This is a genomic window from Pseudomonas sp. (assembly GCF_036387035.1).
In the GTDB taxonomy this organism is placed as follows: Bacteria; Pseudomonadota; Gammaproteobacteria; order Pseudomonadales; family Pseudomonadaceae; genus Aquipseudomonas.
In genome coordinates this window covers 20,022-46,798 of sequence record NZ_DASVUM010000126.1, presented here as the reverse complement: position 1 = coordinate 46,798, position 26,777 = coordinate 20,022, and the positions used below count along the sequence as shown (strand labels likewise).

Genomic DNA, 26,777 nt, shown 5'->3' with positions numbered 1-26,777 from the left:
CAGGTCACCCTTGCTGTCGCCCACAAACCACACGCCGCGCAAATCGACGCCGTAATGGCGGGCAATTGTCTTCAGCATGCCCGGCCTTGGTTTGCGGCAATCGCATCCCGCGTCCGGCCCGTGAGGACAATAAACAACAAGCCCGACTTCGCCGCCCTCCCCCGCCACACGTTCACGAAGGCGCGCGTGCATGGCATCAAGGGTCGCAAGATCGTAGTAACCGCGAGCGATGCCGGACTGGTTAGTGGCCACGGCCACCGTCCAGCCGGCTTTGCTTAGTTGCGCAATGGCCTCGATAGAGCCGGGAATCGGAACCCACTCGTCAACCGACTTGATGTAAGCGTCGGAATCCTGATTGATTACCCCGTCCCGATCGAGAATCAGCAACTTCACTGGCATGCGCTCCGCGGTTAGCTCAACAGGGAAATGTCGGCGACGCCGAGGAACAGATTGCGCAAACGGGCGAGCAAGGCGTAACGGTTGGCGCGTACGCTGGCGTCTTCCGCGTTGACCATCACGGCTTCGAAAAACGCATCAACAGGCTCGCGAAGCGCCGCAAGGCGTGTCAACGCTTCGTTGTACTGACGGCTGGCAGACATGGGCGCTACCGCCTGATCCGCCTGCTGAATCGCGGAGTACAGCGAAAACTCGTTGGCATTGTCGAAGTACTTCGGCTCGACGGTCTGGGCGATGTTGCCGTCCGCTTTGCTTAGGAGGTTGGAGACGCGCTTGTTCACGGCAGCCAGTGCCGCAGCCTCCGGCAACTTGCGGAAAGCCTGAACAGCTTGAACACGCTGGTCAAAGTCCAGTGCCGACGCGGGCTGCAACGCGCGAACCGACAGGTAAACCGAAACGTCGACGCCTTCGTCTTCATAACGGGCGCGCAGACGATCAAAGATGAACTCGAGGACCTGCTCTGGCAGACCGGCGGGTTTGATCTTCACACCGAACTGAGCGACGGCGAACTGCACGGTTTTGACCAGGTCAAGATCCAGCTTCTTCTCGATCAGGATGCGCAGGATGCCGAGCGCGGCGCGGCGCAAGGCGTACGGGTCTTTGCTGCCGGTCGGCAGCATGCCGATGCCGAAAATGCCCACAAGTGTGTCGAGCTTGTCGGCCATGGCAACAGCGGCGCCGGTCAACGTGGCGGGCAGTTCAGCACCAGCGCCGCGCGGCATGTACTGCTCGTTCAGTGCCAGTGCAACATCTTCAGGCTCCCCGTCGGCCAAGGCGTAGTAGTAGCCTGCTACGCCCTGCATCTCAGGGAACTCGCCGACCATCTCGGTCGCCAGGTCGCACTTGGACAACAAGCCTGCACGTGACGCGCGCTGAGCGTCGCCACCAATGCGCGGCGCGATGAACGCGGCCAGCTTGGACACGCGCTCCGCCTTGTCGAACACAGTGCCCAGTTGCGCCTGGAATACCACGTTCTGCAGGCGCTGGTTGAACGTCTCGAGCTTTTGCTTCTTGTCTTGCTTGAAGAAGAATTCGGCATCGGTCAGGCGTGGGCGAACGACTTTCTCGTTACCCTGGACAATCTGGGAAGGGTCCTTGCTGTCGATGTTCGCGACCGTGATGAAACGCGGCAGCAACTTGCCCTCCGCATCCAGCAGGCAGAAATACTTCTGGTTGTCCTGCATTGTGGTGATGAGGGCTTCCTGTGGGACTTCAAGGAAACGCTCCTCGAACGAGCACACCAGCGGCACTGGCCATTCGACCAGCGCGGTCACTTCATCCAGCAACGCCGGTGGCACGATGGCTGCGCCTTCGTGTTGTGCGGCAAGCTCTTCGACGCGCTTGCTGATCAACTGACGACGCTCGTTGAAGTCCGCAAGCACATGGGCCGCACGCAGGTCGCTGGCGTAGTTGGCTGGCGAGGTGATGCGCACATTTTCCGGATGATGGAAACGATGGCCGCGAGATTCACGGCCAGACGTTTGCGCGAGGATGGTGCAGTCCACCACTTGGTCGCCAAACAACATCACCAGCCATTGAGTCGGACGTACGAATTCTTCTTTGCGCGCGCCCCAGCGCATGCGCTTCGGAATCGGCAAATCGTTTAGCGAATCTTCGACAATGGTCGGCAGCAAACTCAGAGTAGGCTTGCCGGCAATGCTCTGGCTGTAACGCAGCTTGGGGCCGCTTTGATCGATCTCGCTCAGGTCAACGCCGCATTTCTTGGCGAACCCCAAAGCAGCCTGGGTCGGATTGCCCTCGGCATCGAATGCCGCCTGACGTGGCGGACCATCCAGGTTGACGCTGCGATCCGGCTGCTCGGTGGCGAGCTGAGTGATCAGCACCGCCAGCCGACGTGGTGCGGCATAGACTTGCTTGGCGCTGTAGGTCAGCCCGGCCGCCTGCAGGCCTTTTTCAATACCGGCCAGAAACGCATCGGCCAGTGTGTTCAATGCTTTGGGTGGCAGTTCTTCGGTGCCCAGTTCAACCAGAAAATCTTGAGCACTCATTGTGCAGCCTCCAGCTTGGCCAATACTTCATCGCGAATATCAGGCGCGGCCATCGGGAAGCCGAGCTTGGCCCGGGCCATCAGGTACGCCTGGGCCACGGAGCGAGCCAGTGTGCGGACGCGCAGGATGTATTGCTGCCGCGCCGTCACGGAAATCGCGCGACGGGCATCCAGCAGGTTAAAAGTGTGGGAGGCCTTGAGGACCATTTCGTAGCTCGGCAGTGGCAGCTCGAGCTCAATCAGGCGTACGGCTTCGCTCTCATAGAAATCGAACAGCTCGAACAGCTTGTCGACGTTGGCGTGCTCGAAGTTGTAGGTCGATTGCTCCACTTCGTTCTGGTGGAACACATCGCCATAGGTCACTTTGCCAAACGGGCCGTCAGTCCAGACCAGGTCGTAGACCGACTCGACACCCTGCAGGTACATCGCCAGACGCTCGAGGCCATAGGTGATTTCGCCGGTGACCGGGTAGCACTCGATACCACCGACTTGCTGGAAATAAGTGAACTGCGACACTTCCATGCCGTTCAGCCAGATCTCCCAACCCAGGCCCCAAGCGCCGAGGGTCGGTGATTCCCAGTTGTCTTCGACAAAGCGTACGTCGTGCACCAGCGGGTCGAGACCCACATGCTTCAGTGAGCCGAGGTATAGCTCCTGGAAATTGTCCGGGTTTGGCTTGAGGACAACCTGGAATTGATAGTAATGCTGCAGGCGATTCGGGTTCTCGCCGTAGCGGCCATCGGTGGGGCGACGGCTCGGCTGTACGTAGGCGGCGTTCCAGGTTTCCGGGCCGATGGCGCGCAGAAACGTAGCGGTGTGGAAAGTGCCGGCGCCCACTTCCATATCGTAGGGCTGAAGTACCACACAACCTTGCTCAGCCCAGTACTGCTGGAGGGCGAGGATCAAGTCTTGGAAGGTACGCACGGCTGGCGTAGGCTGGCTCACGAAATTCACCTGTACTGGGGGGCTGCGATTTAAAGAGCGGGAGTATACCCGATTCGGCCGCGCCTCCACCCTTGGGAGCCCTATGCCACGCTGCTTTTGGTGCAACGAAGATCCGCTTTACATGGACTACCACGATCAAGAGTGGGGTGTGCCGTTGCGCGATGCGCAGATGTTGTTCGAGTTCCTGTTGCTTGAAGGGTTCCAGGCTGGGCTGTCCTGGATCACTATCCTGAAAAAGCGCGAGCGCTACCGCCAGGTGATGTTCGGCTTCGACGTCCAGCGCATCGCTGCGATGACCGATATCGAGATCGAAGCACTGATGCTGGAGCCCGGCATTGTGCGCAACCGTCTCAAGCTCAACGCCGCGCGCAAGAATGCCCAAGCCTGGTTGCGGCTGGATGACCCGGTCGCGTTTGTCTGGTCATTTGTCGGTGGCACGCCGAAGGTCAATCACTTCAAGGACCGCAGCGAAGTCCCGGCCATTACGGCAGAGGCCGAAGCGATGAGCAAAGCGCTGAAGAAAGCCGGCTTCACTTTCGTCGGCCCGACCATCTGTTACGCCTACATGCAAGCGACCGGAATGGTAATGGACCATACGGTTGATTGTGATCGGTACGCCGAGCTGGTGGGTCATGTGGATGATCGTTTCGCATGAACGGTTACAATGGCCGCCTAAAGTATTCGGGAGTGATCTGTGGATAAGTTCAAAGGGGCCTTGATGGTGGGGGCACTGCGCCTGTTTGCCCTGTTGCCGTGGCGCGCAGTGCAATGGGTCGGCACCTGCATTGGCTGGCTGATGTGGAAGTTGCCTAACCGATCTCGCGAGGTTGCCCGCATCAACCTTTCCAAGTGCTTTCCCGAATTAAGCCCTGCTGAACTCGAAGCGCTTGTCGGCCGCAGCCTGATGGACATCGGCAAGACCCTGACCGAGAGCGCCTGTGCCTGGATCTGGCCAGCGCAGAAGTCGATCAATCTGGTTCGCGAAGTTGAAGGGCTTCAAGTGCTTAAAGATGCGTTGGCATCGGGCAAAGGCGTGGTCGGCATCACTAGCCACCTGGGGAACTGGGAAGTGCTTAATCATTTCTACTGCAGCCAATGCAAACCGATCATCTTCTACCGGCCGCCCAAGCTCAAGGCCGTGGATGATTTGCTGCGCAAGCAGCGCGTGCAGTTGGGTAACCGCGTCGCGGCGTCTACCAAGGAGGGGATTCTCAGCGTGATCAAGGAAGTGCGCAAAGGCGGCTCGGTCGGTATCCCTGCGGACCCGGAACCTGCCGAGTCCGCAGGCATCTTCGTGCCCTTCTGCGGGACGATGGCGCTGACGAGCAAATTCGTGCCGAACATGCTGGCGGGCGGCAAAGCCGTAGGCGTTTTCCTCCACGCGATGCGTCTAGAGGATGGCTCTGGCTACAAAGTTGTCCTCGAAGCCGCCCCAGACGACATGTACAGCACCGACACCGCGACCTCAGCGGCGGCCATGAGCAAGGTAGTCGAAAAGTACGTTCGGGCTTATCCAAGCCAATACATGTGGACCATGAAGCGCTTCAAGAAACGGCCCGAGGGTGAGAAGCGCTGGTATTGAGCTTTCAGAAAAAGCTCAAACCTACCTGGAACAAGCGCTCCACGTCGCGGATGTACTTTTTATCCACAAGGAACATGACCACGTGATCGCCCGATTCAATCACCGTGCTGTCATGGGCGATGATCACTTGATCGGCGCGTGTGATGGCGCCGATGGTCGTGCCGGGCGGCAAGTTGATGTGCATGATCGCTTTGCCGATCACCTTGCTGGATTTGGGGTCGCCATGGGCGACGATCTCGATGGCCTCCGCCGCGCCTCGGCGCAGTGAATGCACGCTCACAATATCGCCACGACGCACGTGCGCCAGCAACGTACCGATGGTGGCGAGCTGAGGGCTGACAGCGACATCAATCTCCCCGCCCTGGACGAGGTCGACGTACGCCGGGTTGTTGATGAGGGTCATCACCTTCTTTGCGCCCAGCCGTTTGGCCAACAATGACGACATGATGTTGGCCTCGTCGTCGTTGGTCAGCGCCAGAAACAGGTCGGCGTTATCGATGTTCTCCTCCACGAGCAGGTCGCGATCGGACGAGCTGCCCTGCAGGATCACCGTGTTGTTCAGCGTGTCAGAGAGGTGACGGCATCGAGCAGGATTCATCTCGATGATTTTGACCTGATAGCGGTTCTCGATGGCTTCCGCCAGTCGCTCTCCGATCTGACCGCCGCCAGCGATGACGATGCGCTTGTAGCTTTCATCCAGACGACGCATCTCACCCATCACGGCGCGAATGTCCGCCTTGGCGGCGATGAAGAAGACCTCGTCGTCCGCCTCGATAACCGTATCGCCCTGAGGAATTATCGGACGGTCGCGACGGAAAATGGCAGCAACCCGCGTGTCGACATTCGGCATGTGCGTGCGCAGCTGGCGAAGTTGCTGACCCACCAGCGGCCCCCCGTAGTACGCCTTGACCGCCACCATCTGGACCTTCCCCCCGGCGAAGTCGATGACCTGCAGGGCGCTGGGGTATTCGATGAGCCGCTTGATGTAATGGGTTACTACTTGCTCGGGGCTGATCAGCACGTCCACGGGAATGGCGGCGTTGGCGAACAAACCTGAGCGGGTCAGGTACGCCGACTCGCGAACCCGGGCAATTTTGGTCGGGGTCTGGAAGAGCGTGTAAGCGACCTGACACGCAACCATATTGGTTTCGTCGCTGCTGGTCACGGCCACCAGCATGTCGGCGTCGTCGGCGCCCGCCTGCTGCAGCACGGTCGGGAACGAGCCCCGCCCATGGACGGTGCGGATGTCGAGGCGATCACCCAACGCGCGCAGACGGTCTTGATCGGTGTCCACCACAGTGATGTCGTTGGCTTCGCTGGCCAAGTGTTCGGCCAGCGTGCCGCCGACCTGCCCTGCACCGAGAATGATGATCTTCAATCAGTCTCTCCTTGAAATGATGATGCCGTCATACAGGGTCGTCGTGTTCACGCTGCAGCGATCTTGATCAGTTTGGCGTAGTAAAACCCGTCATGCCCGCCTTCCTGTGCGAGCAACTGCCGGCCATGTTGCTGCTTCAAGCCGGGGGGCGGATTGCCTTGCTGACCGGCAATGTCCAGCTCCCTGGCGCCAGAGGTACGCGCCAGGAATGCAGCGATGACCTCGGTGTTTTCAGTTGGCAGTGTCGAGCACGTGGCGTACAGCAACATGCCGCCGACCTGTAGGGTCGGCCACAGGGCGTCGAGCAATTCGCCTTGCAGCGTGGCGAGCGCAGGAATGTCATCCGCTTGCCGCGTCAGCTTGATGTCAGGGTGGCGACGAATCACGCCGGTCGCCGAGCAAGGCGCGTCGAGCAAGATGCGCTGGAATGGTTTGCCGTCCCACCATTGATCGGTGGCGCGAGCGTCGGCGGCGATGAGTTCAGCACTCAGGCCCAGCCGATCCAGGTTCTCTTTGACGCGCACCATGCGCTTGGCTTCGAGGTCCACCGCGACGACGCCCGCCAGCCCCGGTTGTACTTCAAGCAGGTGGCAGGTCTTGCCACCCGGCGCGCAACAGGCATCCAGCACACGGTGACCCGGCGCCAGCTCCAGCAAGTCGGCCGCCAGTTGTGCCGCTTCGTCCTGAACGCTGATCCAGCCGTCGACGAAACCCGGGAGCGAGCGGACATCGCCCGGTTCGGTGAGCACGATGCCGTCCTGGCTGAACGTGCAGGGTGTCGCGGCGATGCCTGCGTCCTGCAACAGTTCAAGGTACTGCGCGCGGGTTTTGTGTCGGCGGTTGACCCGCAAAATCATCGGCGGGTGGGCGTTGTTCGCCGCACAAATCGCTTCCCAATGCTCGGGCCAAGCGGCTTTGAGCGCTTTTTGCAGCCAGCGTGGATGAGCTGTGCGCACCACTGGATCGTGTTCCAGCTCCGCCAGCAACGCCTCGCCCTCGCGCTGGGCGCGACGCAGCACGGCATTGAGCAACGCTTTGGCCCACGGCTTTTTCAACTTGTCGGCGCAACCCACGGTTTCGCCGATAGCGGCATGGGCCGGGACGCGCGAATAGAACAGTTGGTACAGGCCCACTAATAGCAGCGCCTGCACATCGTTATCGGCGGCTTTAAAAGGCTTCTGCAACAACTTTGCCGCCAGCGCGGACAGCCTCGGCTCCCAGCGAGCGGTGCCAAATGCCAGGTCTTGAGTCAGCCCGCGGTCGCGGTCTTCAACCTTGTCCAGTTGCGTGGGCAAAGAGCTGTTCAGCGATGCCTTGCCACTCAATACGGCAGCCAGAGCCTTGGCAGCGGCCAGACGCGGGTTCATTGCGCATCCGCCGCTTGGCCGAGAACGGTACCGACGGCGAACTTCTCGCGGCGGCTATTGAACAGGTCGGCGAAGCCCAGAGGTTTGCCGCCCGGGAGTTGCAGACGAGTCAGACGCAGCGCGCCGTCCCCGCACGCGACCAGCAAGCCTTCTTTGCTCGCATCAATAATGCTGCCCGGAGCGCCCTGCCCGTCGGCGATCTGCGCGGCCAACACCTTGAGTGCTTCGCCGTTCAGTGTGCTGTGACAGATCGGCCATGGGTTGAAGGCGCGTACCAGTCGCTCCAGCTCGACGGCCGGGCGGGTCCAGTCGATGCGTGCTTCGTCCTTATTCAGCTTGTGCGCATACGTGGCGAGACCGTCATCCTGTACTTCGCCCGTCAGCGTGCCTTCAGCCAGCCCGGTGATGGCTTGAATCACCGCCTTCGGACCGAGCTGCGCAAGCCGATCGTGCAGCGTACCGCCGGTGTCCTCGGCGGTGATCGGGGTCGTCACCTTGAGCAGCATCGGGCCGGTGTCGAGCCCCGCCTCCATCCGCATGACGGTTATGCCGCTTTCAGCGTCACCCGCCTGCACAGCCCGCTGAATCGGCGCGGCACCACGCCAGCGTGGCAGTAGCGAGGCGTGGCTATTGATGCAGCCCAGACGCGGAATATCCAGCACGACTTGCGGCAGGATCAGGCCGTACGCAACCACGATCAGCAGGTCTGGCCTTAATGCGGCAAGCTCCGCCTGCGCTTCAGGTGCGCGCAATGTGGGCGGCTGCATGACAGGGATGTTGTGTTGGAGGGCAAGCTGCTTGACCGGGCTTGGCATCAGCTTCTGACCACGACCGGCCGGGCGATCCGGCTGGGTGTACACCGCAACGACGTCGTGGGGAGTGTCGAGCAGGGCTTTCAAATGCTCTGCAGCAAATTCCGGGGTGCCGGCGAACACGATGCGCAGTGGCTCAGTCATGGGCTTCTCTGTGGAGGTATGACGGTAGAGGCGCGCTCGCCCGCGTTGGCGCGGTGTCAGCCGACGATGCATCAGAGGACAGTTCGCAGCGGGCGATCACGCTCCTACAGTAGAAAGGAGGATGGCGGGATCAGGCGTTTTGCTTGTGAAGTTTTTCCAGCTTCTTCTTGATCCGGTCGCGCTTGAGATTGGACAGGTAATCTACGAACAGCTTGCCGTTCAGGTGGTCGCATTCGTGCTGGATGCACACGGCGAGCAGGCCCTCGGCAATGAATTCGTAGGGCTGGCCGTCACGGTCCAGCGCCTTGACCTGCACCCGTTGTGGGCGATCCACGTTTTCGTAAAAACCTGGAACGGAAAGGCAGCCTTCCTGGTACTGATCCATCTCATCTGTGAGTGGCTCGATCTCGGGGTTAATGAACACCCGGGGCTCGCTGCGATCTTCGGAGAGATCCATGACCACCACGCGCTTGTGTACGTTAACCTGCGTCGCGGCCAGACCGATGCCAGGCGCTTCGTACATGGTTTCAAACATGTCGTCGACCAACTGGCGAATGCCGTCGTCCACTTCGGCCACCGGCTTGGCGATGGTGCGCAGGCGCGAATCGGGAAACTCGAGGATGTTTAAAATGGCCATATACGTAAGGGATGCACTGTAGGGTAAAGTCAAAATCGGCTGCTAGGCTTGGGACGTCACAAGCTGCAGCCCTAGTAAAACCTGAAGTCTTGCAAGACTCAGCGTTTCACGCGTAGCCAACATGATAAAGGGATTCACCGCATGAGGAAATCACTACTCGCCCTGCTGCTGTTGGCCGCGACAGGCCTTGTCCAGGCGCAAGTACAGCTCAGGGATGGCCATCCACAGAGTTACACCGTTGTCGCCGGTGACACACTTTGGGACATTTCCGGCAAATTTCTAAACCAGCCCTGGAAGTGGCCGCAGCTCTGGCGCGCCAATCCACAGGTTCACGACCCGGACCTGATCTACCCCGGCGACACGCTCAACCTGATCTACGTCGATGGTCAGCCGCGCATTGTGGTCAACCGCGGCGAGTCCCGGGGCACCATCAAACTGTCCCCGCGGGTGCGCAGCACACCGATTGCGGAGGCGATCTCCACTATCCCACTGGGCGCGATCAATGCGTTCCTGCTGAATAACCGCATTATCGACGACGCTCATCAATTTGAAGTCGCGCCTTATGTGGTCGCGGGCAATGGCGAGCGGGTGCTCAGTGGCGCCGGTGACCGGATCTATGCGCGTGGACGTTTCGAGCCCGCCCACGTCTCGTATGGCATCTATCGCAAGGGCAAGACGTACGTCGATCCGGTGAGCGGCACTGTGCTCGGGATCAATGCCGATGACATTGGCAGCGGCGAAATCGTTGCCAGCGAAGGCGACGTGGCAACGCTGCAACTGCAACGCTCGACCCAAGAGGTGCGCCTTGGCGACCGGCTCTTCGTCAGTGAAGAGCGGGGGATCAATTCCACCTTTGTCCCCAGCGAACCTCAACAGCCCGTCGATGGCACAATCATTGATGTGCCACGGGGCGTGACCCAGATCGGTGAGTTCGACGTGGTGACCATTGATCGTGGTCGGCGTGATGGCTTGGCTGAAGGCAACGTACTGGCGATCTTCAAAACCGGCGAGACGGTTCGCGACCGGGTCAGTGGCGATCAGGTCAAGATCCCGGACGAGCGTTCGGGGCTGCTGATGGTCTTCCGCACTTACGAGCGACTGAGCTACGGCATGGTTTTGCATGCAACCCGATCTCTGGCGGTGCAGGACAAAGTGCGCAATCCGTAATGCTATGTATCAGCTGCAAATCACTTTTCTCCACCGGCGTGCTTCACTTATCAAATTGTTGTTAACAGAGTTATCCACAGCTTGGCCCACTGATTGAGGTGGGCCACAGATCAGGGAAGATCTCATGCCGTTGTTCGAAAAGGCCGGTCAGTCACCGGCTGAGCTGGAAGCACGCCTGCGTTTACACCGGCTGCCGGAAGTCGGTCCAAAACGTTTCCACACCCTCATTGATGCGTTCGGCAGCGCCTCTGCTGCATTGAGTGCGCCGGCTTCAGCGTGGCGATCCTTACGGCTGCCGGCGGCCAGTGCCGAGGCTCGACGCAGCCCTGAAGTGCGTGACGGCGCAAGCGCTGCGCTGGCCTGGCTAGAGCGTCCGGGCCAGCATTTGCTGATGTGGGACGACCCTGACTACCCTGCACTGCTGGCAGAAATCCCTGACCCACCGCCCCTGCTTTTCGTCGCCGGGAACCGCACATTGCTCGATCGTCCGCAGTTGGGGATGGTGGGCAGTCGACGCGCTTCGAGGCCCGGACTGGACACGGCGGCAGCCTTCGCCCGAAGTCTGGCCGGAGCCGGTTTCGTCATCACCAGCGGACTGGCGCTGGGCATCGACGGCGCCGCCCATCAAGGCGCGCTGGACGTAAAAGGCGGAACAATCGGGGTGCTTGGTACTGGCATCGAAAAACTTTATCCACAGCGGCATCGTGACCTTGCAGCACGCATGGTTGCCGAGGGCGGCGCGGTGGTTTCGGAGTTACCGCTGGACGCTGGACCCCACGCCAGCAATTTTCCCCGGCGCAACCGGATCATCAGCGGCTTGTCCCTTGGCGTGCTGGTGGTCGAAGCCAGTGTTGCCAGTGGATCACTGATCACAGCGCGCCTTGCTGCCGAGCAGGGCCGTGAGGTCTACGCGATTCCGGGTTCAATCCATCACCCGGGGGCCAGAGGTTGTCACCAGCTGATCCGGGAAGGGGCCGTGCTGGTGGAGACCATCGACCATATCCTTGAAGCGTTGCAGGGCTGGAAAAACATCGCGCCCAGTGCAGACGTCGTTACTCGACCGTCGACGCCACTCCATCCCCTGCTGGTGCTCTTGCACGCAGCGCCTCAGACCGGCGAGGCCTTGGCACATAACAGCGGTTGGCCTCTGCCCGAGGTGCTTGCGGCGTTGACCGAGCTTGAGCTCGACAGCAGCGTGGCCTGTGAAGCCGGACGATGGTTTGCCCGGGCACCCTAAGGTTAAACTGCGCCCGTCAGCGTATTTTGGGAGAGCGAACAATGGTCAGCAGTTGGCGAGTGCAGCAAGCGGCGCGGGAAATTCGGGCCGGGGCGGTGATTGCCTATCCAACCGAAGCAGTATGGGGGTTGGGCTGTGACCCTTGGGATGCGGAGGCGGTGTATCGCCTGCTGGCGATCAAGGCACGTCCTGTTGATAAGGGCTTGATCCTCATCGCAGACAACATCCGTCAGTTCGATTTCCTCTTCGAGGACTTCCCTGAGCTGTGGATTGATCGCATGGCCAGCACCTGGCCGGGGCCCAACACCTGGCTGGTGCCCCATCAAGGCCTGTTGCCGGAATGGATCACTGGAAAGCACGACACCGTCGCCCTTCGGGTCAGCGACCACCCGACCGTGCGAGAGCTGTGCGCCTTGACCGGCCCGCTGGTGTCGACGTCCGCGAATCCAACCGGTCGCCCCGCCGCCCGCTCGCGACTGCGGGTGGAGCAGTATTTCCACGAGCAACTGGATCTGGTGCTGGGTGGCAGCCTTGGCGGGCGTCGCAATCCAAGTGTCATCCGGGATCTGGTGACAGCAGAGGTGGTAAGGGCGGGGTAATGCCCTCCCACCTCCAGCGGGGTTGTGGTCAAGGCACTAGGATGATCGACCCAACCGTTCTGCGCCCAGACAGTTCGGTATGCGCCTTGGCGGCATCCTTGAGGGCGAACTTCTGGATGTCGTCGACCTTCACTTTGCCGCTGGCAACCATCTCGAACACTTCATCGGCCATCGCCTGCAGAGCTTGTTGGCTGTTCGCGTATGAGCCCAATGTCGGGCGGGTGACGTACAAAGAGCCCTTCTGCGCAAGCACCCCAAGGTTGACCCCGGTCACCGCGCCTGAGGCGTTGCCGAAGCTGACCAGCAGGCCCCGCAATTCAAGGCAATTGAGGGACGTCTCCCACGTGTCTTTGCCCACGCCGTCGTAGACCACCGGGACCTTCTTGCCGTTGGTGAATTCAAGCACGCGCTGTACGACATCTTCGTTGCTGTAGTTGATGACTTCCCACGCGCCGTGAGCTTTGGCATGCGCGGCTTTCTCTGCCGAGCTGACCGTGCCGATGAGCTTGACGCCCAAGGCGTTGGCCCATTGGCAGGCGATAGACCCCACGCCGCCGGCTGCGGCGTGGAACAGGATGGGTTCTTCAGGACGGATTTCGTAGGTCTGGCGAAACAGGTACTGCACGGTCAGGCCTTTGAGCATGACCGCGGCGCCCTGCTCGAAGCTGATGCCGTCGGGCAGTTTCGCGATATTCGCAGCCGGCGTTACGTGAAAGTCCCCATAGGCTCCCAATGGGCCTGTGCCGTATACCACCCGGTCGCCGACGTTGACGTGGGTGACTTCACTGCCGACGGCCTCAACCAGCCCTGCCCCTTCGTTGCCCAGTCCCGATGGAAACGAAGGCGCCGGGTAGAGGCCGCTGCGGAAGTAGGTTTCGATGAAGTTCACGCCAATCGCCTTATTGCGCACGAGCACTTCTTTAGGGCCCGGCGCCGGCGGTTCGAAGTCAACGTAGTTGAGCACTTCAGGGCCGCCGTACTGGTCGAACTGGATACGTTTTGCCATTTGCTTTCTCCGTCATGGATCGGAACTGCAGGGGATGACTGTCGGTGCGAAAGGGCTCTATCGGACTCCTTCGGTGAGCCTTCGTCAACTGCGGCATCCGCCATGCGGGTGATATGCTACGGGCCGAATTTCGCCGACGGGTTTTGCTCAGCGAGGTGTCCTTTGACGTCACGCCTACGCTAATCCCGCGTCCCGATGCACGTTTCAGTTTATTCAGGTACCGCCATGTCCTTTCGCACCGATGCCGTCAAAGCCTACCTGCTCGATCTTCAAGACCGCATTTGCGCCGCGCTGGAAACCGAAGACGGCGGCGCCCGCTTCGTCGAGGACGCCTGGGAGCGGCCTGCCGGCGGCGGCGGACGGACTCGAGTGATCGAGAATGGCAAGCTCCTCGAGAAAGGCGGGGTCAACTTTTCCCACGTCTTCGGCGCGGGCCTTCCCCCGTCGGCCAGCGCCCACCGACCGGAACTGGCAGGTCGAGGGTTCGAAGCGCTCGGCGTGTCCCTGGTGATGCATCCGCACAACCCTCATGTGCCGACTGCCCACGCCAATGTCCGGTTCTTCATCGCCGAAAAAGAGGGCGAAGAGCCGGTGTGGTGGTTCGGCGGTGGCTTCGACCTGACACCCTATTACGGCGTCGAGGAAGACTGCGTTCACTGGCACCGTGTTGCCGAGCAGGCCTGCGCCCCGTTCGGTGCCGACGTCTATCCCCGCTACAAGGCGTGGTGTGATCGCTACTTTCACATCAAGCACCGCAACGAGCCGCGGGGCGTGGGTGGACTGTTCTTCGATGACCTCAACGAGTGGGATTTCGACACCAGCTTCGCCTTCATTCGCGCCATCGGTGACGCATTCGTCAACGCCTACCTGCCCATCGTTCAGCGCCGCAAAGACACGCCGTACACGCCGCAGCAGCGCGAGTTTCAGGAGTTTCGGCGAGGGCGCTACGTTGAGTTCAATCTTGTCTACGACCGCGGCACCTTGTTCGGCCTGCAATCGGGTGGTCGTACTGAATCGATCCTTATGTCGCTGCCGCCGCACGTGCGCTGGGGCTATGACTGGAAAGCCGAGCCGGGCAGCGAAGAGGCACGCCTGACCGAGTACTTTCTGCAGGACCGTGACTGGCTGGCCGAGGCGGCAGAGTGATGACTGACCACTACGTTGTTTTCGGCAATCCCATTGCCCACAGCAAATCCCCGCTGATCCATCGCCTGTTCGCCGAGCAGACCGGTCAGGCGCTCGACTACCAGACCTCGCTGGCGCCGCTGGACGGATTCCCGGCATTTGCCAAAGCGTTCTTCAAGACCGGCCGTGGCGCTAACGTGACTGTGCCCTTCAAGGAAGAAGCGTACCGGCTGGCCGATCAGCTGACCGAGCGTGGCCGCCGCGCCGGTGCGGTCAATACCCTGGCCGTTCAAGCGGATGGCAGCGTGCTGGGCGACAATACCGACGGAGCCGGCCTGGTTCGGGACCTGACGGTCAATCATGGCGTGACGCTCAAGGACAAGCGCATCCTCGTGCTGGGTGCGGGTGGTGCGGTGCGTGGCGCGCTTGAACCGTTACTGGCGCAAGACCCCTATGTGTTGGTGGTCGCCAATCGGACGGTGGAAAAGGCTGAACGGCTGGCGCAGGAGTTCGCTGACATCGGGCCGGTGCTGCCCGCAGGATACGACTGGCTGGAGGAGCCGGTGGACGTGATCATCAACGCCACGTCCGCCAGTCTATCGGGCGAGGTGCCGCCGATTGCGCCCAGCCTGATTCAGGCGGGCGCGACCTTCTGCTACGACATGATGTATGCCAAAGAGCCCACCGCATTCTGCCGCTGGGCCACTGGGCACAACGCCGGACAGGCAGTGGATGGTCTGGGTATGTTGGTCGAACAGGCCGCCGAGGCGTTCTACCTATGGCGCGGCGTGCGCCCGGAATCAGCGCCAGTACTGGCGGAACTGCGGCGGTTGATGGCGCAGAACGGGTAACGCACCACTCATCAGAGATCCAACACTGCAGCTCTACCCGTCGACACACAACGTGTGGGAGCGAGCTTGCTCGCGAAGACGCCATTCCGGCCGCTGAAAATCTAGCGAATGTACCGACTTCTTCGCGGGCAAGCTCAGTCCCACAGTTCATCTCTCGGCAGGGACATCAGCTTTGTCGTCACGCCTGATGAGTAAGCCTGGTTGCGATGCTTGCCCTAACCGTTACAACTTGGCTTTCACCGCTGGCAGCGCATCCCTGTCGTCCATGGTTTTCACGCCGCTCAGCCATTTTTCCAGCACCGCTGGATTCGCTTTCAGCCACGTTTTTACCGCCTCGGTGTTGCTGACCTTCTTATCCACCACGGTTTGCATGATGGCGTTTTCCATGTCCTGGGTGAACATCAGGTTGGAAAGCAGCTTGGCCACATTCGGGCAAGCATCGGCATAACCTTTACGGGTCACGGTGTAAACGCTGCCAGTATCGCCGAAGTATTTCTCGCCGCCTTTGAGGTAGTGCATGCCTTTGATCTGCACGTTCATGGGGTGCGGCGTCCAACCGAGGAATACGACGAATTCTTTCTTCTTCACGTTGCGCTGCACTTCAGCCAGCATCGCCTGTTCGCTGGATTCCACCAACTTCCAGTCACCCAGTTCGAACTCGTTCTTTTTGATGATCTCCTGGATCGATGCGTTGGCCGGAGCGCCCGAGCCGATGCCGTAAACCTTCTTGTGAAACTTGTCGGCGAATTTGTTGAGGTCGGCGAAGGTGTGCACGCCCGCGTCATAGACGTAATCGGGAACCGCGAGGGTGAACTCCGTGCCCTCCAGGTTTTTTGCGTACTGCGTCACGTCGCCTGTGGCGATGAACTTGTCATAGAAGCCCTGCTGCGCCGGCATCCAGTTGCCCAGAAAAACATCGAGTTGCCCGTCTTTCAGACCGCCGTAAGCAATCGGGACTGCGAGGGTGTCGATCTTGGTTTTGTAGCCCATGCCATCGAGCAAAAAGCCTGCGGTGGCGTTGGTCGCAGCGATATCGCTCCAGCCCGGATCGGCCATGCGTACGGTGTTACAGCTAGCGTCGGCGGCATAGGCCACGACGCTGCTCAAGCTCAAGACCCCAACCGCCAGCGATGTGAACAGCTTATTCATGGTGTGCCCCTTTTTTGGTTTTCTAGGTGTTGGCAGGGTTCAAGGTTGCGGATAACGGGCCTTGCGCTCCAGATCGTCCAGATCGATATGGTTGCGCATGTACTGCTGACTGGCGTCGACCAGCGGCTGGTGATCCCAACTCTTCAGCTTGCCGATGGCCAGCGACTCGGCGACGAAACGCCGGCGACGCTGGCTGGCGAGCACCTGGTGGTGTATCGCCGGAATGTCCCACTTGGCCTTTGCTTCGGCCAGGAACGCAGTGAACAGGTCGCGATGGGCCTCGGATTGGCTCAGCTCTTCCTGCTCCTTCGGATCGTTATGCACGTCGTACAGCAGACATGGGTCGCGCTCCGAATACATGAATTTGTACGGCCCCCGCCGAATCATCATCAGCGGGCTGTTGGTGCCTTCGGCCATGTATTCGCCAAAGACCTCGTCATGTCCGCCCTCTCCTTTCAGATGCGGTAACAATGAACGGCCATCGAGCGGCAAGCCGGCCTCCAGCTGGCCGTCAGCCAACGCAACGAACGTCGGCAGCAGATCCGCCGTAGACACCGCAGACTGCACACGCCCGGCCTTGAATTGCCCCGGAGCGTACACCAGCAGCGGCACCCGCGCCGACATCTCAAACCAGTGCATTTTGTACCAGAGCCCGCGCTCACCCAGCATGTCGCCATGGTCGCCGGAGAACACGATGATGGTGTCGTCGGCCAGGCCGGTTTCCTCCAGGGTTTTCAATAGTTTGCCGACGTTGTCATCAATGTAGCTGCAGGCGCCGAAATAGGCGCGGCGCGCATCACGAATTTTCTGCTCCGGCAGCGGCTTGTCCCACAGGTCGTAAACCTTTAGCAGGCGCTGGGAATGCGGGTCCAGCTCGGACTGGGCCCATGGCACGTGCGGCATCGGGATTTCGTCGTCGCTGTACAGATTCCAGTAAGACTTCGGGATGGTGTACGGGTCGTGGGGATGAGTCATCGATACCGTGAGACAAAATGGCTGATCGCCTTCTTCGCGCACGTGATCAAATAAATATTGCTGAGCCTTGAACACCACCTCTTCGTCGAAATCCAGCTGGTTGGTGCGCACGCAAGGTCCGGCTTGCAGCACTGAGGACATGTTGTGGTACCAGGTCGGGCGCACGTCCGGCTCGTCCCAGTTCACCGCCCACCCGTAGTCGGCCGGATAAATGTCACTGGTCAGGCGCTCTTCGTAGCCATGCAATTGATCGGGCCCGCAGAAATGCATCTTGCCGGACAGCGCGGTGCGATAGCCGAGACGGCGTAGATAGTGGGCATAGGTCGGCACATCGGCGGGGAAGTCGGCGGCATTGTCGTAGGCGCCGATCTTGCTCGGCAACTGACCGCTGACGAGGGTGAAACGCGACGGTGCGCAGAGTGGGCTGTTGCAGTAGGCGGCGTCAAAAACTACGCCCTCAGCGGCGAGGCGACTCAAGTGGGGCATTTTGATAGGAGAAGTGGCGTAAATCGGCAACATGGGCGCGGCCATCTGATCGGCCATGATGAAAAGAATGTTCTTGCGCTTCATGTATTCGCTGCACCCCATAGTCATTATTTATGCGAAAGTACTTCGATCGAGAATGAGGTCCATGCCCGCTGCGGTAAAGCCCATGAGAAGCAATGCCTAGGATAAGTACAGCTTATGTTCGAAGCCCTTGGTGCCATTTCGCTTGATCTGCTTCGCGGCTTCGAGGCCGCCGCTCGGCTGCGCAGCTTCACCGCAGCGGCCATTGAGCTCGGGACCACTCAACCTGCGATCAGCCAGCAGATCAAGCGGCTGGAGGAGCAACTGGCGACCCGGCTTTTTGATCGCATCTATCGCGGCATCGAGCTGACGGATGCCGGTCTGATTCTCTTTAACCATGTACAGGCCGGGCTGGAGTCCATGGACGCAGGCCTTAGCGCAATTACTGAACAGCATCAGCACGAGGTGCTGCAAGTGGCAACTGACTTCGCCTTTGCTGCTTACTGGCTGATGCCTCGCCTGCACCGTTTTCACAGGGACAACCCCGACGTCGACGTCAGCCTCGTTACCAGCGAACGCAGCCACAGCATGCTGCGTGCGGATATCGATGTGGCCGTGTTGTTCGGTGACGGGCGATTCAAGCAGGGGGAAAGCCACTGGTTGTTCAGCGAAGAAGTGTTCCCGGTGTGCAGTCCGCAGTTGGTGAAGAGGCGCGACCTGCCCTTGCCCACCGAGGCGCTGAAAGACTTCGCGCTGCTGCATCTTCGCGGCGAAGGCGGCAACAACTGGTTTGACTGGAGTGGCGTGTTCCGCGCCTTGAATATCCCTCAGGCACCCGCGCCGGGCCAACTGCGATTCGACAACTACACGCTGTTGATTCAAGCCGCGATCGGCGGTCAGGGCATGGCCATCGGCTGGCGACATCTGGTGGATGATTTGCTGAAGCAGGGTTTGTTGTGCCGCCCGATCGAAGCCAGCGCCGTCTCCGGATACGGTTATTACATCGTCCTGCCGCAACGCAAACGGCGCGTGCAGATCGTGCAGCGATTCGTGGACTGGTTAAGAAGTGAACAGGCGTTGAGCGGGGATTTGCTGAAGGGCAAGGCGCTGCCGTCGATTGCAGTTTAGGGCCTTGGTGACAAACATCCACGCTGGTCTGGCGACATATTGATCTGGGGCCAGCGGGCTGCTGTGACGGTACCGCAGATGTATCTGCCGACGCATGAATTGTGAGAGCGAGCTTGCTCGCGAATGCCGATAGATCCGCTAGATCCGCTAGATCCAGCGTTGCAAATGCCGTATTCGCGAGCAAGAAGGAGCGCCGCCCCGGTCACTCTCACATGAACGTGCCTTAATTCAGTACGCCATCCAGGATTTCATAAACAATTCCACTGCCGATTGCGATCAGCACAACGTCCGGGCCCAGGCGGCGCCATTCGTAGCCATCGTATTGCGGCAGGTATTGCAGCGAGCGTTGGTCCAGTCGACGGCCATAACCGCGTGGCAGCGGGTGGCCTTTGACGATGTGGACGCCAGGGGGTAGCGGCTGGCCGCGACCAATGACTTCACGGTGTTCGCTGATGGTCCGGCGCACGTCGCCGAAATCGGCTGGAGGACGTCCACCACGTTGATTGCCACGATTGTCGGCACGCGGTTCGTTGCGATGGTCGTTGCCGTTGTTATTCCCGTTGCCATTGCCGTGATCGCCCTGCGGACCGCCTTGCTGGCCGTGGTCCTGATGCTGGCCCGGGCCGTTGTCATTGCCCCCGCGTTGATCCGGTGGTGCAGCTTGAACCAGTGCGCTGGCGCTGAGCATCAACACGCCCAACCCGGCAATCAAACGATTCGAGACTTTCATGTAGCGTGCTCCTCAGCAAATACGGGCAGCAAAAAGGGGCTCAGGACGTGGTCCTGAACCCCTTCGCTGTACGGCTTAGTGTGCTGCCAGGGACTGAGATTCCTCTGTATCAGAAACTTTACCTTCGGCTACGCGGGCTTTACGCACGCCTTCCGACAGCTCCGCGCACAATCCCAGTACGCCGCTGACCGCTTGTTCTGGCGAAGACGCATTGGCGATCTGGTCAATCAGCGCCGAGCCGACGACGACACCGTCGGCCACGCGCGCAATGGCCGCTGCCTGATCAGCCGTGCGAATACCGAAGCCGACACTGATTGGCAGATCCGTGTGGCGACGCAGGCGTTGCACGGCGTCTTTCACATGACTGATCGTTGCTGACCCTGCGCCCGTCACACCCGCTACCGACACGTAATAAACGAATCCGGAACTGCCGTTGAGCACGGTAGGCAAACGAACGTCGTCGGTGGTCGGTGTGGTCAGACGGATGAAGTCCAGGCCAGCATCCTGCGCAGGGTCGCACAGCTCGGCATTATGCTCAGGCGGCAGGTCCACCACGATCAGGCCGTCGACGCCGCAGGCGTGGGCGTCGGCAATGAAACGCTCGACGCCGTAGTTGTGGATCGGGTTGTAGTAACCCATCAACACCAGCGGCGTGGCGCTGTCTTCCACCCGAAATTCACGCACCATCTGCAGCGTTTTCGCCAGGTTTTGCCTGGCGTTGAGCGCGCGGATGTTGGCCAGCTGAATCGCCGGGCCGTCGGCCATCGGGTCAGTGAACGGCATGCCCAGCTCGATCACATCGGCACCCGCTTTTGGCAATCCCTTAAGGATGGCCAGCGAGGTGTTATAGCCCGGGTCGCCTGCTGTGATGAACGTCACCAGGGCGGCACGATTTTGTTCTTTCAGTTCGGCAAAACGCGTTTGCAGGCGGCTCATCAGTGTTTCTCCTGCTGGGACAGATCCAGGTGGTGCATCACGGTTTGCATGTCCTTGTCGCCACGACCGGACAGGTTGACCACCATCAGGTGATCTTTTGGCAATGCCGGAGCCCGTTTGAAGACTTCAGCCAGAGCGTGAGCGGTTTCAAGCGCCGGAATGATCCCTTCGAGGCGGCAGCATTTGTGGAACGCAGCCAGCGCTTCATCATCAGTGACCGAGGTGTATTCGACGCGGCCAATGTCATGCAACCACGCGTGCTCCGGGCCAATGCCTGGGTAGTCGAGGCCGGCGGAAATCGAGTGAGCATCAATGATCTGACCGTCATCGTCCTGCAGCAGGAAGGTGCGGTTGCCGTGCAGCACGCCCGGAACCCCGCCGTTGAGGCTGGCGGCATGCTTGCCGGTTTCGATGCCGTGACCGGCGGCTTCCACGCCGATGATGCGCACGGTGGTGTCATCCAGGAACGGGTGGAACAGGCCCATCGCGTTCGAGCCACCGCCGATGCACGCCACCAGGCTGTCCGGCAGACGACCTTCCTGTTCCTGCATCTGCACGCGGGTTTCCTTGCCGATCACCGCCTGGAAATCACGGACCATCGCAGGGTACGGGTGCGGGCCTGCCACGGTGCCGATCAGGTAGAACGTGCTGTCGACGTTGGTCACCCAGTCGCGCAGTGCCTCATTCATGGCGTCTTTCAGCGTGCCGGTACCAGCGACGACCGGGATGATCGTAGCGCCCAGCAACTTCATGCGAAACACGTTGGCCTGCTGACGTTCGATGTCGGTAGTGCCCATGTAAATGACACATTCCAGGCCAAAGCGCGCAGCCACCGTGGCCGTCGCCACACCGTGCATGCCGGCGCCCGTCTCGGCGATGATGCGTTTTTTGCCCATGCGCCGTGCCAGCAGGATCTGACCAATGCAGTTGTTGATCTTGTGCGCGCCGGTGTGGTTAAGCTCTTCACGCTTCAGGTAAATCTTGGCGCCGCCGCAGTATTCGGTCAGACGCTCGGCGAAGTACAGCGGGCTTGGACGGCCCACGTAATCGCGCTGGAAGTAAGCCAGATCCTTGAGGAAAGAAGGATCATTCTTCGCGATTTCATATTCGCGGCTCAGATCGAGAATCAGCGGCATCAGGGTTTCAGCGACGTAGCGGCCGCCGAAAGCGCCGAACATGCCACGGTCGTCCGGGCCGTCGCGGTATGCAGTTTGGGTCTGGGTCATAAGGACCTCCGGAGATGCGAATAGAATGAGCCGTGAGGCAGTGAATACACTCTACCAGCGCCAGCGACGATGAAAACCGATAAGATCTGCGCAACCTGTCAGGAAAACTCACACGTTCATGAGCCGAGACCTTCCCCCCCTCAACGCATTGCGTGCTTTCGAAGCCACCGCCCGGCTGAACAGTATCAGCCAGGCGGCCGAGCAATTACACGTCACCCATGGTGCCGTGAGTCGTCAGCTGAAAGTGCTGGAAGAACACTTGGGCGTGAGCCTGTTCAGCAAAGACGGGCGTGGCCTGAAACTCACAGATGCCGGCATTCGTCTGCGCGATGCGAGTGCCGATGCGTTTGATCGTCTGCGCAGTGTTTGTGCCGAGGTCAGCAGGGGCAGCGCTGATGCACCCTTCGTGCTGGGCTGCTCGGGAAGCCTGCTGGCGCGTTGGTTTATTCCGCGTCTGGGGCGGTTGAATGCGGACCTTCCCGACCTTCGCCTGCACCTGTCGGCGGGCGAAGGAGATCTGGATCCGCGACGTCCCGGGCTGGACGCACTGCTGATCTTCGCTGAGCCGCCCTGGCCCGCGGACATGCAGGTGTTCGAGCTGGCCAGCGAGCGCATCGGGCCGGTGATGAGTCCGCGGTTTGCACGGTTCGAGGCACTGCGGACCGCGCCGGCCCATGCACTGATGGGCGAGCCCCTGCTGCAGACCACTTCGCGACTGCAAGCCTGGCCTGCATGGGCGATACAAAATGGAATCGAGCCGGACGCACTGAGCTACGGGCAGGATTTCGAGCATTTATATTATTTACTGGAAGCGGCGGTGGCTGGCCTGGGAGTGGCAATCGCGCCGGAGCCTTTGGTGGCTGACGACTTGAAGGCCGGACGCCTGGCTGCGCCGTGGGGTTTCAGTCAAACCCCGGCGCAACTGGCGCTATGGGTACCGAAGCGCGCCGCAGACGGACGCGCTCAGCACCTGGCTCGATGGCTCAAGCAGGAACTCGAGCAATCGGGGCGTGCTTGATCAGCCGCGCTTGCACAGCAAGTAAGCTGCCAGCAGACCGATTGCGCCTACAGCGACGCCTGCGGTGGTCCAAGGGTGCTCTTGTGCGTAGTCACGGGTCGCAACGCTGGTCTCGCGCGTTTTGACTTTGACGTCTTCGTAAACATCGCTCAACAGGCTGCGCGAGTGGCTCAGGGCGCTTTCAGCGTTGGCTTTCAGGTTCTTCAGGGTTTTGCGCGACTCGTCGGAAGCGTCAGACTTCAAGCCTTCCAGCGATTTAAGCAGACTCTCAATCTCCGCTTCCATGCTTTGCAACGACGCTTTACGCGATGACGTGAATGCCATGGTTTGACTCTCCTGCTGTGATGAGTGGCGTGTGTTGTTCCGACTACAGGGTTTCGAGAAAGTGCAGTGCGCAATGACAAGTACACGCGAACTACCGTTTCTTCTGAACTTTTAGGCCGCATTTCGCCACAGAGATAGTGGACACAATCACTACGGCGCTGCCACCGCGCACTGCCATTTCTGGAGAACTGCCATGTCTGATCATCACACCTACAAAATGCTGGAGCTGGTCGGCTCATCGACTGTGAGCACCGACGACGCGATTCAGAACGCGATTGCCCAGGCCGCCAAATCCGTGAAACTCATGGAATGGTTCGAAGTACTGGAAACCCGTGGCCACATTCAGGACGGCAAGGTGGGACACTTTCAGGTGACCATCAAGGTCGGTTTCCGCATCGACAACAGCTGAGTCGCTGAACTTTTGCAGTGGCCGAGTGCCACAACCTTCGCTATACATACCGCGCTGTCGTGACTTCCACCAAGGTTCATGACGCAGGTTCATGTAGTCAGGCCGCCCTATCGGAGCGGCCTTGTCGATCCGAAAAATGCGCCTGACGAGGGGATGCACAGATGAAAAAAGTTCTGTTGGCCATAGGCTTGTTGAGCATTGCGGGCACCACGATGGCCGCTGGCAAATCGTGCGATGACGTGAAAGCCGACATCGACGCGAAGCTCAGCGCCAAGGGTGTTACGTCCTATACGCTGGAAGCGGTTGAGAAAGGCAGCTCGGCAGACGCCAAGGTTGTCGGCACCTGCGAGGGTGGCAGTAAGGAAATCGTTTACAAGCGCGGCTGATACCAGCTCGCTGTCATAAAAAAACCGACGCATCTGGCGTCGGTTTTTTTGTTTGGAGGGGACGGATGGCGACGTGCTGACTTGAATCAGCCCTTCGCCGCTTGCGCCAAAATCTCGTACGAGCGCAGGCGGTCCGCGTGTTCGTACATGTCGCAGGTGAAGATCAGCTCGTCTGCGTCGGTCTGTTCAAGCAGCACGTCCAGCTTCGCGCGAATCTTCTCCGGTCCACCCACGACCGCCAGTCCCAGGAAATCCATCACCGCGTCGCGCTCATGGGGCAGCCACAGGCCATTCATGCTGTCGACGGGTGGCTTTTGCATCAGGCTCTGCCCACGCATCAGGCTCAAAATGCGTTGGTACACCGAGGTCACCAGGTATTCAGCTTGCTCGTCGGTCTCTGCGGCGGCCAGCGGTACGCCGAGCATCACGTAGGGCTTGTCGAGGACTTCAGAAGGCTGGAAGTGATTGCGGTAGACGCGTATCGCTTCGTGCATGAAACGTGGCGCAAAGTGCGATGCAAACGCATACGGCAGCCCACGCTCACCTGCCAGCTGAGCGCTGAACAGGCTGGAGCCGAGCAGCCAGATTGGCACGTTGGTATTGGTGCCCGGCACAGCGAGGACTCGCTGATGAGGCTGACGTGGCCCGAGGTAGTTGACCAGTTCCGTCACGTCATCCGGGAAATCATCGGAGCTGCCGGAGCGTTCGCGACGCAGCGCGCGGGCGGTCATTTGATCGGAACCCGGCGCGCGGCCCAGGCCCAGATCGATACGGCCCGGGTACAAGCTTGCCAGCGTGCCGAACTGCTCGGCGATCACCAACGGCGCATGGTTGGGCAGCATGATCCCGCCCGACCCCACTCGAATGGTCGAGGTGCCACCGGCAAGATAGGCCAGCAGAACTGACGTTGCCGAACTGGCGATGCCATCCATGTTGTGGTGCTCGGCTACCCAGAAGCGGTTGTAGCCCCACTTCTCGACGTGTTGAGCCAGATCCAGCGCATTACGCAGCGATTCTGCCGGGCCTTTGTCTTCACGGACGGGTACCAGATCGAGCGTCGAAATCTTCACATCAGCTAATCGTTTCATAGGCCGTTGGTGATCCTCTTGAGGCTTGAACGGGTATCCATTGGGGACATCACTCGAGCAAACCGGCATTAAGACTAAATATTTGCGTTAAGCCATAGGATAAGGCCGGATTTCTGAGTTGCAATGGGCAATGCAAAATTTCCGACTAAATTGGTCGGATTTAGTTTTGGGATTCTCAGCAAAAAAGCACAGGCGGCATACGCGTTGAACTAACTCGCGCCTACACTCCTCAGAACTTTGGTCCGCGTGCGAGCGAAATCGCACTTTTCATTGAGGAGACACCATGAGCATCGTCAAGAAAGCATCCGCCCACTGGGAAGGTGACCTGAAGTCGGGTATCGGCAGCATCTCTACTGAAACCGGCGTCCTGCGTGAAGCGCCTTACGGCTTCAAGGCGCGTTTTGAAGGCGGCAAGGGCACCAATCCGGAAGAACTGATCGGCGCAGCCCACGCCGGCTGTTTCTCGATGGCGCTGTCGATGATCCTCGGCAATGCGAACCTCAAAGCAGACAGCATCGACACCGCAGCTGACGTGACTCTGGATCAAGTCGATGGCGGCTTCGCGATCACCGCGGTGCACCTGACCCTGAAAGCCAAGATCCCAGGCGCGACTCAGGAACAGTTCGAGAAACTGACGAACGATGCGAAGGAAGGCTGCCCGGTTTCGAAAGTGCTGAACGCCAAAATCACGCTCGATGCCACGCTCGTGAGCTGATGTAACGTCACTGCAGCACTCGATGGCCCGCAATTGCGGGCCATCTTCGTTATGGAGCTCTCAGAACCGGCGTGCGGCCGTACGGTCACATGCAAGGCCCATGCGTATCGCAGGGCGTTGAAGGAGTCGACCATGAAACGTATCGCCGCAATCCTGATGCTCGGGGCACTCACCACCAGCGCTTTCGCTGCGCCCCTTCCATGTGAATCGCTCAAGGACGAGATCGAAGCCAAGATCCAGGCCCAGAACGTCAGCTCTTACACCCTGGAAATCGTGAGCAACGAAGAGGTCCATGATCAGAACATGGTCGTCGGCACCTGCAACAACGGCACGAAGAAGATCATTTATCAGAACAACGATCGTTAAGCCTCGGCGTGAGCTGAAGCATTCCGTCAGCTTCTGGCAGGCTCGCGCAGACGTCGCGATCATGCCTCACGGGATACAGAAAATATCCCCCTCTTCCGCCAGCACGTTGCGTTGCTCGTCCCGCAACTGCGCGTCGATACTGTTCGTGATGTTGCGCACGTCCAGGCGATAGCGGTGCCCAGCTTCAAAGCGGTCAAAGTTGATCGTCACGTAGCAGGTTCGCTCGTTGTAGATGTCCATCGAGAGCCCCATCGCGCCGGGTGCGTACTCGTAGTCGTAACGCACTTCGAGCTTATGCTTGCCGGGCGTCACCTGAAAAAAGCGACCATCGTAGGTGCGCACACCGTCGAGCTTGTCGGCCATTAGTGTCTTGCCGGTGAATGTGTGCAAATCGACCCAAGCCTGCTGCGGGTCAACCGCAGGCAACGGCCCTGCGCACCCGGCCAGGAAACTCAGGGCAATGATGGACAGAGGCAAGCGCATGACAGTCTCCGCAGTACGAAATT

29 protein-coding genes are annotated in these 26,777 nt (G+C 60.1%); 13 read left to right on the top strand and 16 right to left on the bottom strand.

Features of this window, described 5'->3' with window-relative positions:
* The 3 genes from gmhB to glyQ form a co-directional block, all read right to left on the bottom strand.
* Nucleotides 1-399: D-glycero-beta-D-manno-heptose 1,7-bisphosphate 7-phosphatase (gene gmhB / locus VF672_RS12030; protein WP_331104817.1), on the bottom strand; the 399-nt coding region annotated here is incomplete at its 3' end.
* Nucleotides 400-410: 11 nt separating this feature from the next.
* Nucleotides 411-2,465: a glycine--tRNA ligase subunit beta gene (gene glyS / locus VF672_RS12025; RefSeq protein WP_331104816.1), complete on the bottom strand. Its 2,055-nt coding sequence runs from the start codon at nucleotides 2,463-2,465 to the stop codon at nucleotides 411-413.
* Nucleotides 2,462-3,409, bottom strand: coding sequence for a glycine--tRNA ligase subunit alpha (glyQ, locus tag VF672_RS12020; RefSeq protein ID WP_331104815.1), 948 nt, complete (start codon nucleotides 3,407-3,409; stop codon nucleotides 2,462-2,464). Before glyQ ends, glyS begins: the two co-directional genes overlap by 4 nt.
* An 82-nt stretch (nucleotides 3,410-3,491) precedes the next feature.
* On the opposite strand from glyQ, the gene VF672_RS12015 reads away from it, so the two are divergent.
* Nucleotides 3,492-4,064 (top strand): DNA-3-methyladenine glycosylase I, encoded by a 573-nt coding sequence (locus tag VF672_RS12015; protein ID WP_331104814.1) that lies wholly within the window; start codon nucleotides 3,492-3,494, stop codon nucleotides 4,062-4,064.
* A 39-nt stretch (nucleotides 4,065-4,103) separates the two neighbouring features.
* Nucleotides 4,104-4,991: a lysophospholipid acyltransferase gene (locus tag VF672_RS12010; protein ID WP_331104813.1), complete on the top strand. Its 888-nt coding sequence runs from the start codon at nucleotides 4,104-4,106 to the stop codon at nucleotides 4,989-4,991.
* Between the two features lie 4 nt (nucleotides 4,992-4,995).
* Here VF672_RS12010 and trkA read toward each other — a convergent pair whose 3' ends face one another.
* From trkA to def, 4 genes are all read right to left on the bottom strand, one after another.
* Nucleotides 4,996-6,369: a Trk system potassium transporter TrkA gene (trkA, locus tag VF672_RS12005; protein WP_331104812.1), complete on the bottom strand. Its 1,374-nt coding sequence runs from the start codon at nucleotides 6,367-6,369 to the stop codon at nucleotides 4,996-4,998.
* Nucleotides 6,370-6,416: 47 nt separating this feature from the next.
* On the bottom strand, nucleotides 6,417-7,736 hold the full coding sequence (rsmB, locus tag VF672_RS12000) for a 16S rRNA (cytosine(967)-C(5))-methyltransferase RsmB (protein ID WP_331104811.1): 1,320 nt from the start codon (nucleotides 7,734-7,736) through the stop codon (nucleotides 6,417-6,419).
* Entirely contained in the window at nucleotides 7,733-8,692 is a 960-nt protein-coding gene (fmt, locus tag VF672_RS11995; protein WP_331104810.1) for a methionyl-tRNA formyltransferase, read from the bottom strand. The genes rsmB and fmt overlap by 4 nt, the downstream gene beginning before the upstream one ends.
* Nucleotides 8,693-8,822: 130 nt before the next feature.
* Entirely contained in the window at nucleotides 8,823-9,329 is a 507-nt protein-coding gene (gene def / locus VF672_RS11990; protein WP_331104809.1) for a peptide deformylase, read from the bottom strand.
* A 141-nt stretch (nucleotides 9,330-9,470) separates the two neighbouring features.
* On the opposite strand from def, the gene VF672_RS11985 reads away from it, so the two are divergent.
* The 3 genes from VF672_RS11985 (at nucleotide 9,471) to VF672_RS11975 (ending at nucleotide 12,332) form a co-directional block, all read left to right on the top strand.
* On the top strand, nucleotides 9,471-10,496 hold the full coding sequence (locus VF672_RS11985; protein WP_331104808.1) for a LysM domain-containing protein: 1,026 nt from the start codon (nucleotides 9,471-9,473) through the stop codon (nucleotides 10,494-10,496).
* Between the two features lie 124 nt (nucleotides 10,497-10,620).
* Nucleotides 10,621-11,733 carry a DNA-processing protein DprA gene (dprA, locus tag VF672_RS11980; RefSeq protein WP_331104807.1) on the top strand — a complete coding sequence of 371 codons (1,113 nt, stop codon included), beginning with the start codon at nucleotides 10,621-10,623 and terminating at the stop codon, nucleotides 11,731-11,733.
* 41 nt (nucleotides 11,734-11,774) lie between these two features.
* Complete coding sequence (locus tag VF672_RS11975) at nucleotides 11,775-12,332, top strand: L-threonylcarbamoyladenylate synthase (RefSeq protein ID WP_331104806.1); 558 nt, start codon at nucleotides 11,775-11,777, stop codon at nucleotides 12,330-12,332.
* 28 nt (nucleotides 12,333-12,360) lie between these two features.
* Here the strand turns inward: VF672_RS11975 and VF672_RS11970 are convergent, their stop codons facing one another.
* The gene (locus VF672_RS11970; protein ID WP_331104805.1) at nucleotides 12,361-13,338 is read right to left on the bottom strand and encodes an NADPH:quinone reductase; all 978 of its coding nucleotides are present in this window, start codon (nucleotides 13,336-13,338) and stop codon (nucleotides 12,361-12,363) included.
* A gap of 225 nt (nucleotides 13,339-13,563) precedes the next feature.
* On the opposite strand from VF672_RS11970, the gene hemF reads away from it, so the two are divergent.
* Both hemF and aroE read left to right on the top strand, forming a co-directional pair.
* Complete coding sequence (hemF, locus tag VF672_RS11965) at nucleotides 13,564-14,484, top strand: oxygen-dependent coproporphyrinogen oxidase (protein ID WP_331104804.1); 921 nt, start codon at nucleotides 13,564-13,566, stop codon at nucleotides 14,482-14,484.
* A complete protein-coding gene (gene aroE, locus VF672_RS11960; RefSeq protein WP_331104803.1) occupies nucleotides 14,484-15,314 on the top strand; it encodes a shikimate dehydrogenase in 831 nt (276 codons plus the stop codon). Before hemF ends, aroE begins: the two co-directional genes overlap by 1 nt.
* A 222-nt stretch (nucleotides 15,315-15,536) precedes the next feature.
* Here aroE and choX read toward each other — a convergent pair whose 3' ends face one another.
* The gene (choX, locus tag VF672_RS11955) at nucleotides 15,537-16,463 is read right to left on the bottom strand and encodes a choline ABC transporter substrate-binding protein (RefSeq protein WP_331104802.1); all 927 of its coding nucleotides are present in this window, start codon (nucleotides 16,461-16,463) and stop codon (nucleotides 15,537-15,539) included.
* A gap of 39 nt (nucleotides 16,464-16,502) precedes the next feature.
* Nucleotides 16,503-18,008, bottom strand: coding sequence for a choline-sulfatase (betC, locus tag VF672_RS11950; protein ID WP_331104801.1), 1,506 nt, complete (start codon nucleotides 18,006-18,008; stop codon nucleotides 16,503-16,505).
* Between the two features lie 114 nt (nucleotides 18,009-18,122).
* On the opposite strand from betC, the gene VF672_RS11945 reads away from it, so the two are divergent.
* The gene (locus tag VF672_RS11945; protein WP_331104800.1) at nucleotides 18,123-19,073 is read left to right on the top strand and encodes a choline sulfate utilization transcriptional regulator; all 951 of its coding nucleotides are present in this window, start codon (nucleotides 18,123-18,125) and stop codon (nucleotides 19,071-19,073) included.
* A gap of 223 nt (nucleotides 19,074-19,296) precedes the next feature.
* On the opposite strand, the gene VF672_RS11940 is transcribed toward VF672_RS11945, so the two are convergent.
* From VF672_RS11940 to trpB, 3 genes are all read right to left on the bottom strand, one after another.
* Complete coding sequence (locus VF672_RS11940; protein ID WP_331104799.1) at nucleotides 19,297-19,803, bottom strand: anti-virulence regulator CigR family protein; 507 nt, start codon at nucleotides 19,801-19,803, stop codon at nucleotides 19,297-19,299.
* A gap of 75 nt (nucleotides 19,804-19,878) precedes the next feature.
* Nucleotides 19,879-20,739 carry a tryptophan synthase subunit alpha gene (gene trpA / locus VF672_RS11935; RefSeq protein WP_331104798.1) on the bottom strand — a complete coding sequence of 287 codons (861 nt, stop codon included), beginning with the start codon at nucleotides 20,737-20,739 and terminating at the stop codon, nucleotides 19,879-19,881.
* Nucleotides 20,739-21,965, bottom strand: coding sequence for a tryptophan synthase subunit beta (gene trpB / locus VF672_RS11930; protein WP_331104797.1), 1,227 nt, complete (start codon nucleotides 21,963-21,965; stop codon nucleotides 20,739-20,741). The genes trpA and trpB overlap by 1 nt, the downstream gene beginning before the upstream one ends.
* 118 nt (nucleotides 21,966-22,083) lie before the next feature.
* On the opposite strand from trpB, the gene VF672_RS11925 reads away from it, so the two are divergent.
* Complete coding sequence (locus VF672_RS11925; RefSeq protein WP_331104796.1) at nucleotides 22,084-22,983, top strand: LysR family transcriptional regulator; 900 nt, start codon at nucleotides 22,084-22,086, stop codon at nucleotides 22,981-22,983.
* Here the strand turns inward: VF672_RS11925 and VF672_RS11920 are convergent, their stop codons facing one another.
* On the bottom strand, nucleotides 22,984-23,307 hold the full coding sequence (locus VF672_RS11920) for a DUF883 family protein (RefSeq protein WP_037017008.1): 324 nt from the start codon (nucleotides 23,305-23,307) through the stop codon (nucleotides 22,984-22,986).
* Between the two features lie 193 nt (nucleotides 23,308-23,500).
* Here VF672_RS11920 and VF672_RS11915 point away from each other — a divergent pair, with 193 nt between their 5' ends.
* Both VF672_RS11915 and VF672_RS11910 read left to right on the top strand, forming a co-directional pair.
* Entirely contained in the window at nucleotides 23,501-23,716 is a 216-nt protein-coding gene (locus VF672_RS11915) for a dodecin (RefSeq protein WP_331104795.1), read from the top strand.
* 161 nt (nucleotides 23,717-23,877) lie between these two features.
* The gene (locus VF672_RS11910) at nucleotides 23,878-24,102 is read left to right on the top strand and encodes a DUF1161 domain-containing protein (protein ID WP_331104794.1); all 225 of its coding nucleotides are present in this window, start codon (nucleotides 23,878-23,880) and stop codon (nucleotides 24,100-24,102) included.
* 86 nt (nucleotides 24,103-24,188) lie between these two features.
* Here the strand turns inward: VF672_RS11910 and VF672_RS11905 are convergent, their stop codons facing one another.
* Nucleotides 24,189-25,190: an LLM class flavin-dependent oxidoreductase gene (locus VF672_RS11905; RefSeq protein ID WP_331104793.1), complete on the bottom strand. Its 1,002-nt coding sequence runs from the start codon at nucleotides 25,188-25,190 to the stop codon at nucleotides 24,189-24,191.
* Between the two features lie 283 nt (nucleotides 25,191-25,473).
* On the opposite strand from VF672_RS11905, the gene VF672_RS11900 reads away from it, so the two are divergent.
* Together VF672_RS11900 and VF672_RS11895 are read left to right on the top strand one after the other, a co-directional pair.
* Nucleotides 25,474-25,905, top strand: a complete 432-nt coding sequence (locus tag VF672_RS11900) for an OsmC family protein (protein ID WP_331104792.1) — start codon at nucleotides 25,474-25,476, stop codon at nucleotides 25,903-25,905.
* Between the two features lie 132 nt (nucleotides 25,906-26,037).
* Nucleotides 26,038-26,271 carry a DUF1161 domain-containing protein gene (locus tag VF672_RS11895; protein ID WP_331104791.1) on the top strand — a complete coding sequence of 78 codons (234 nt, stop codon included), beginning with the start codon at nucleotides 26,038-26,040 and terminating at the stop codon, nucleotides 26,269-26,271.
* 66 nt (nucleotides 26,272-26,337) lie between these two features.
* Here the strand turns inward: VF672_RS11895 and VF672_RS11890 are convergent, their stop codons facing one another.
* Entirely contained in the window at nucleotides 26,338-26,754 is a 417-nt protein-coding gene (locus VF672_RS11890; RefSeq protein WP_331104790.1) for a hypothetical protein, read from the bottom strand.
* Between the last annotated feature and the right edge of the window lie 23 nt (nucleotides 26,755-26,777).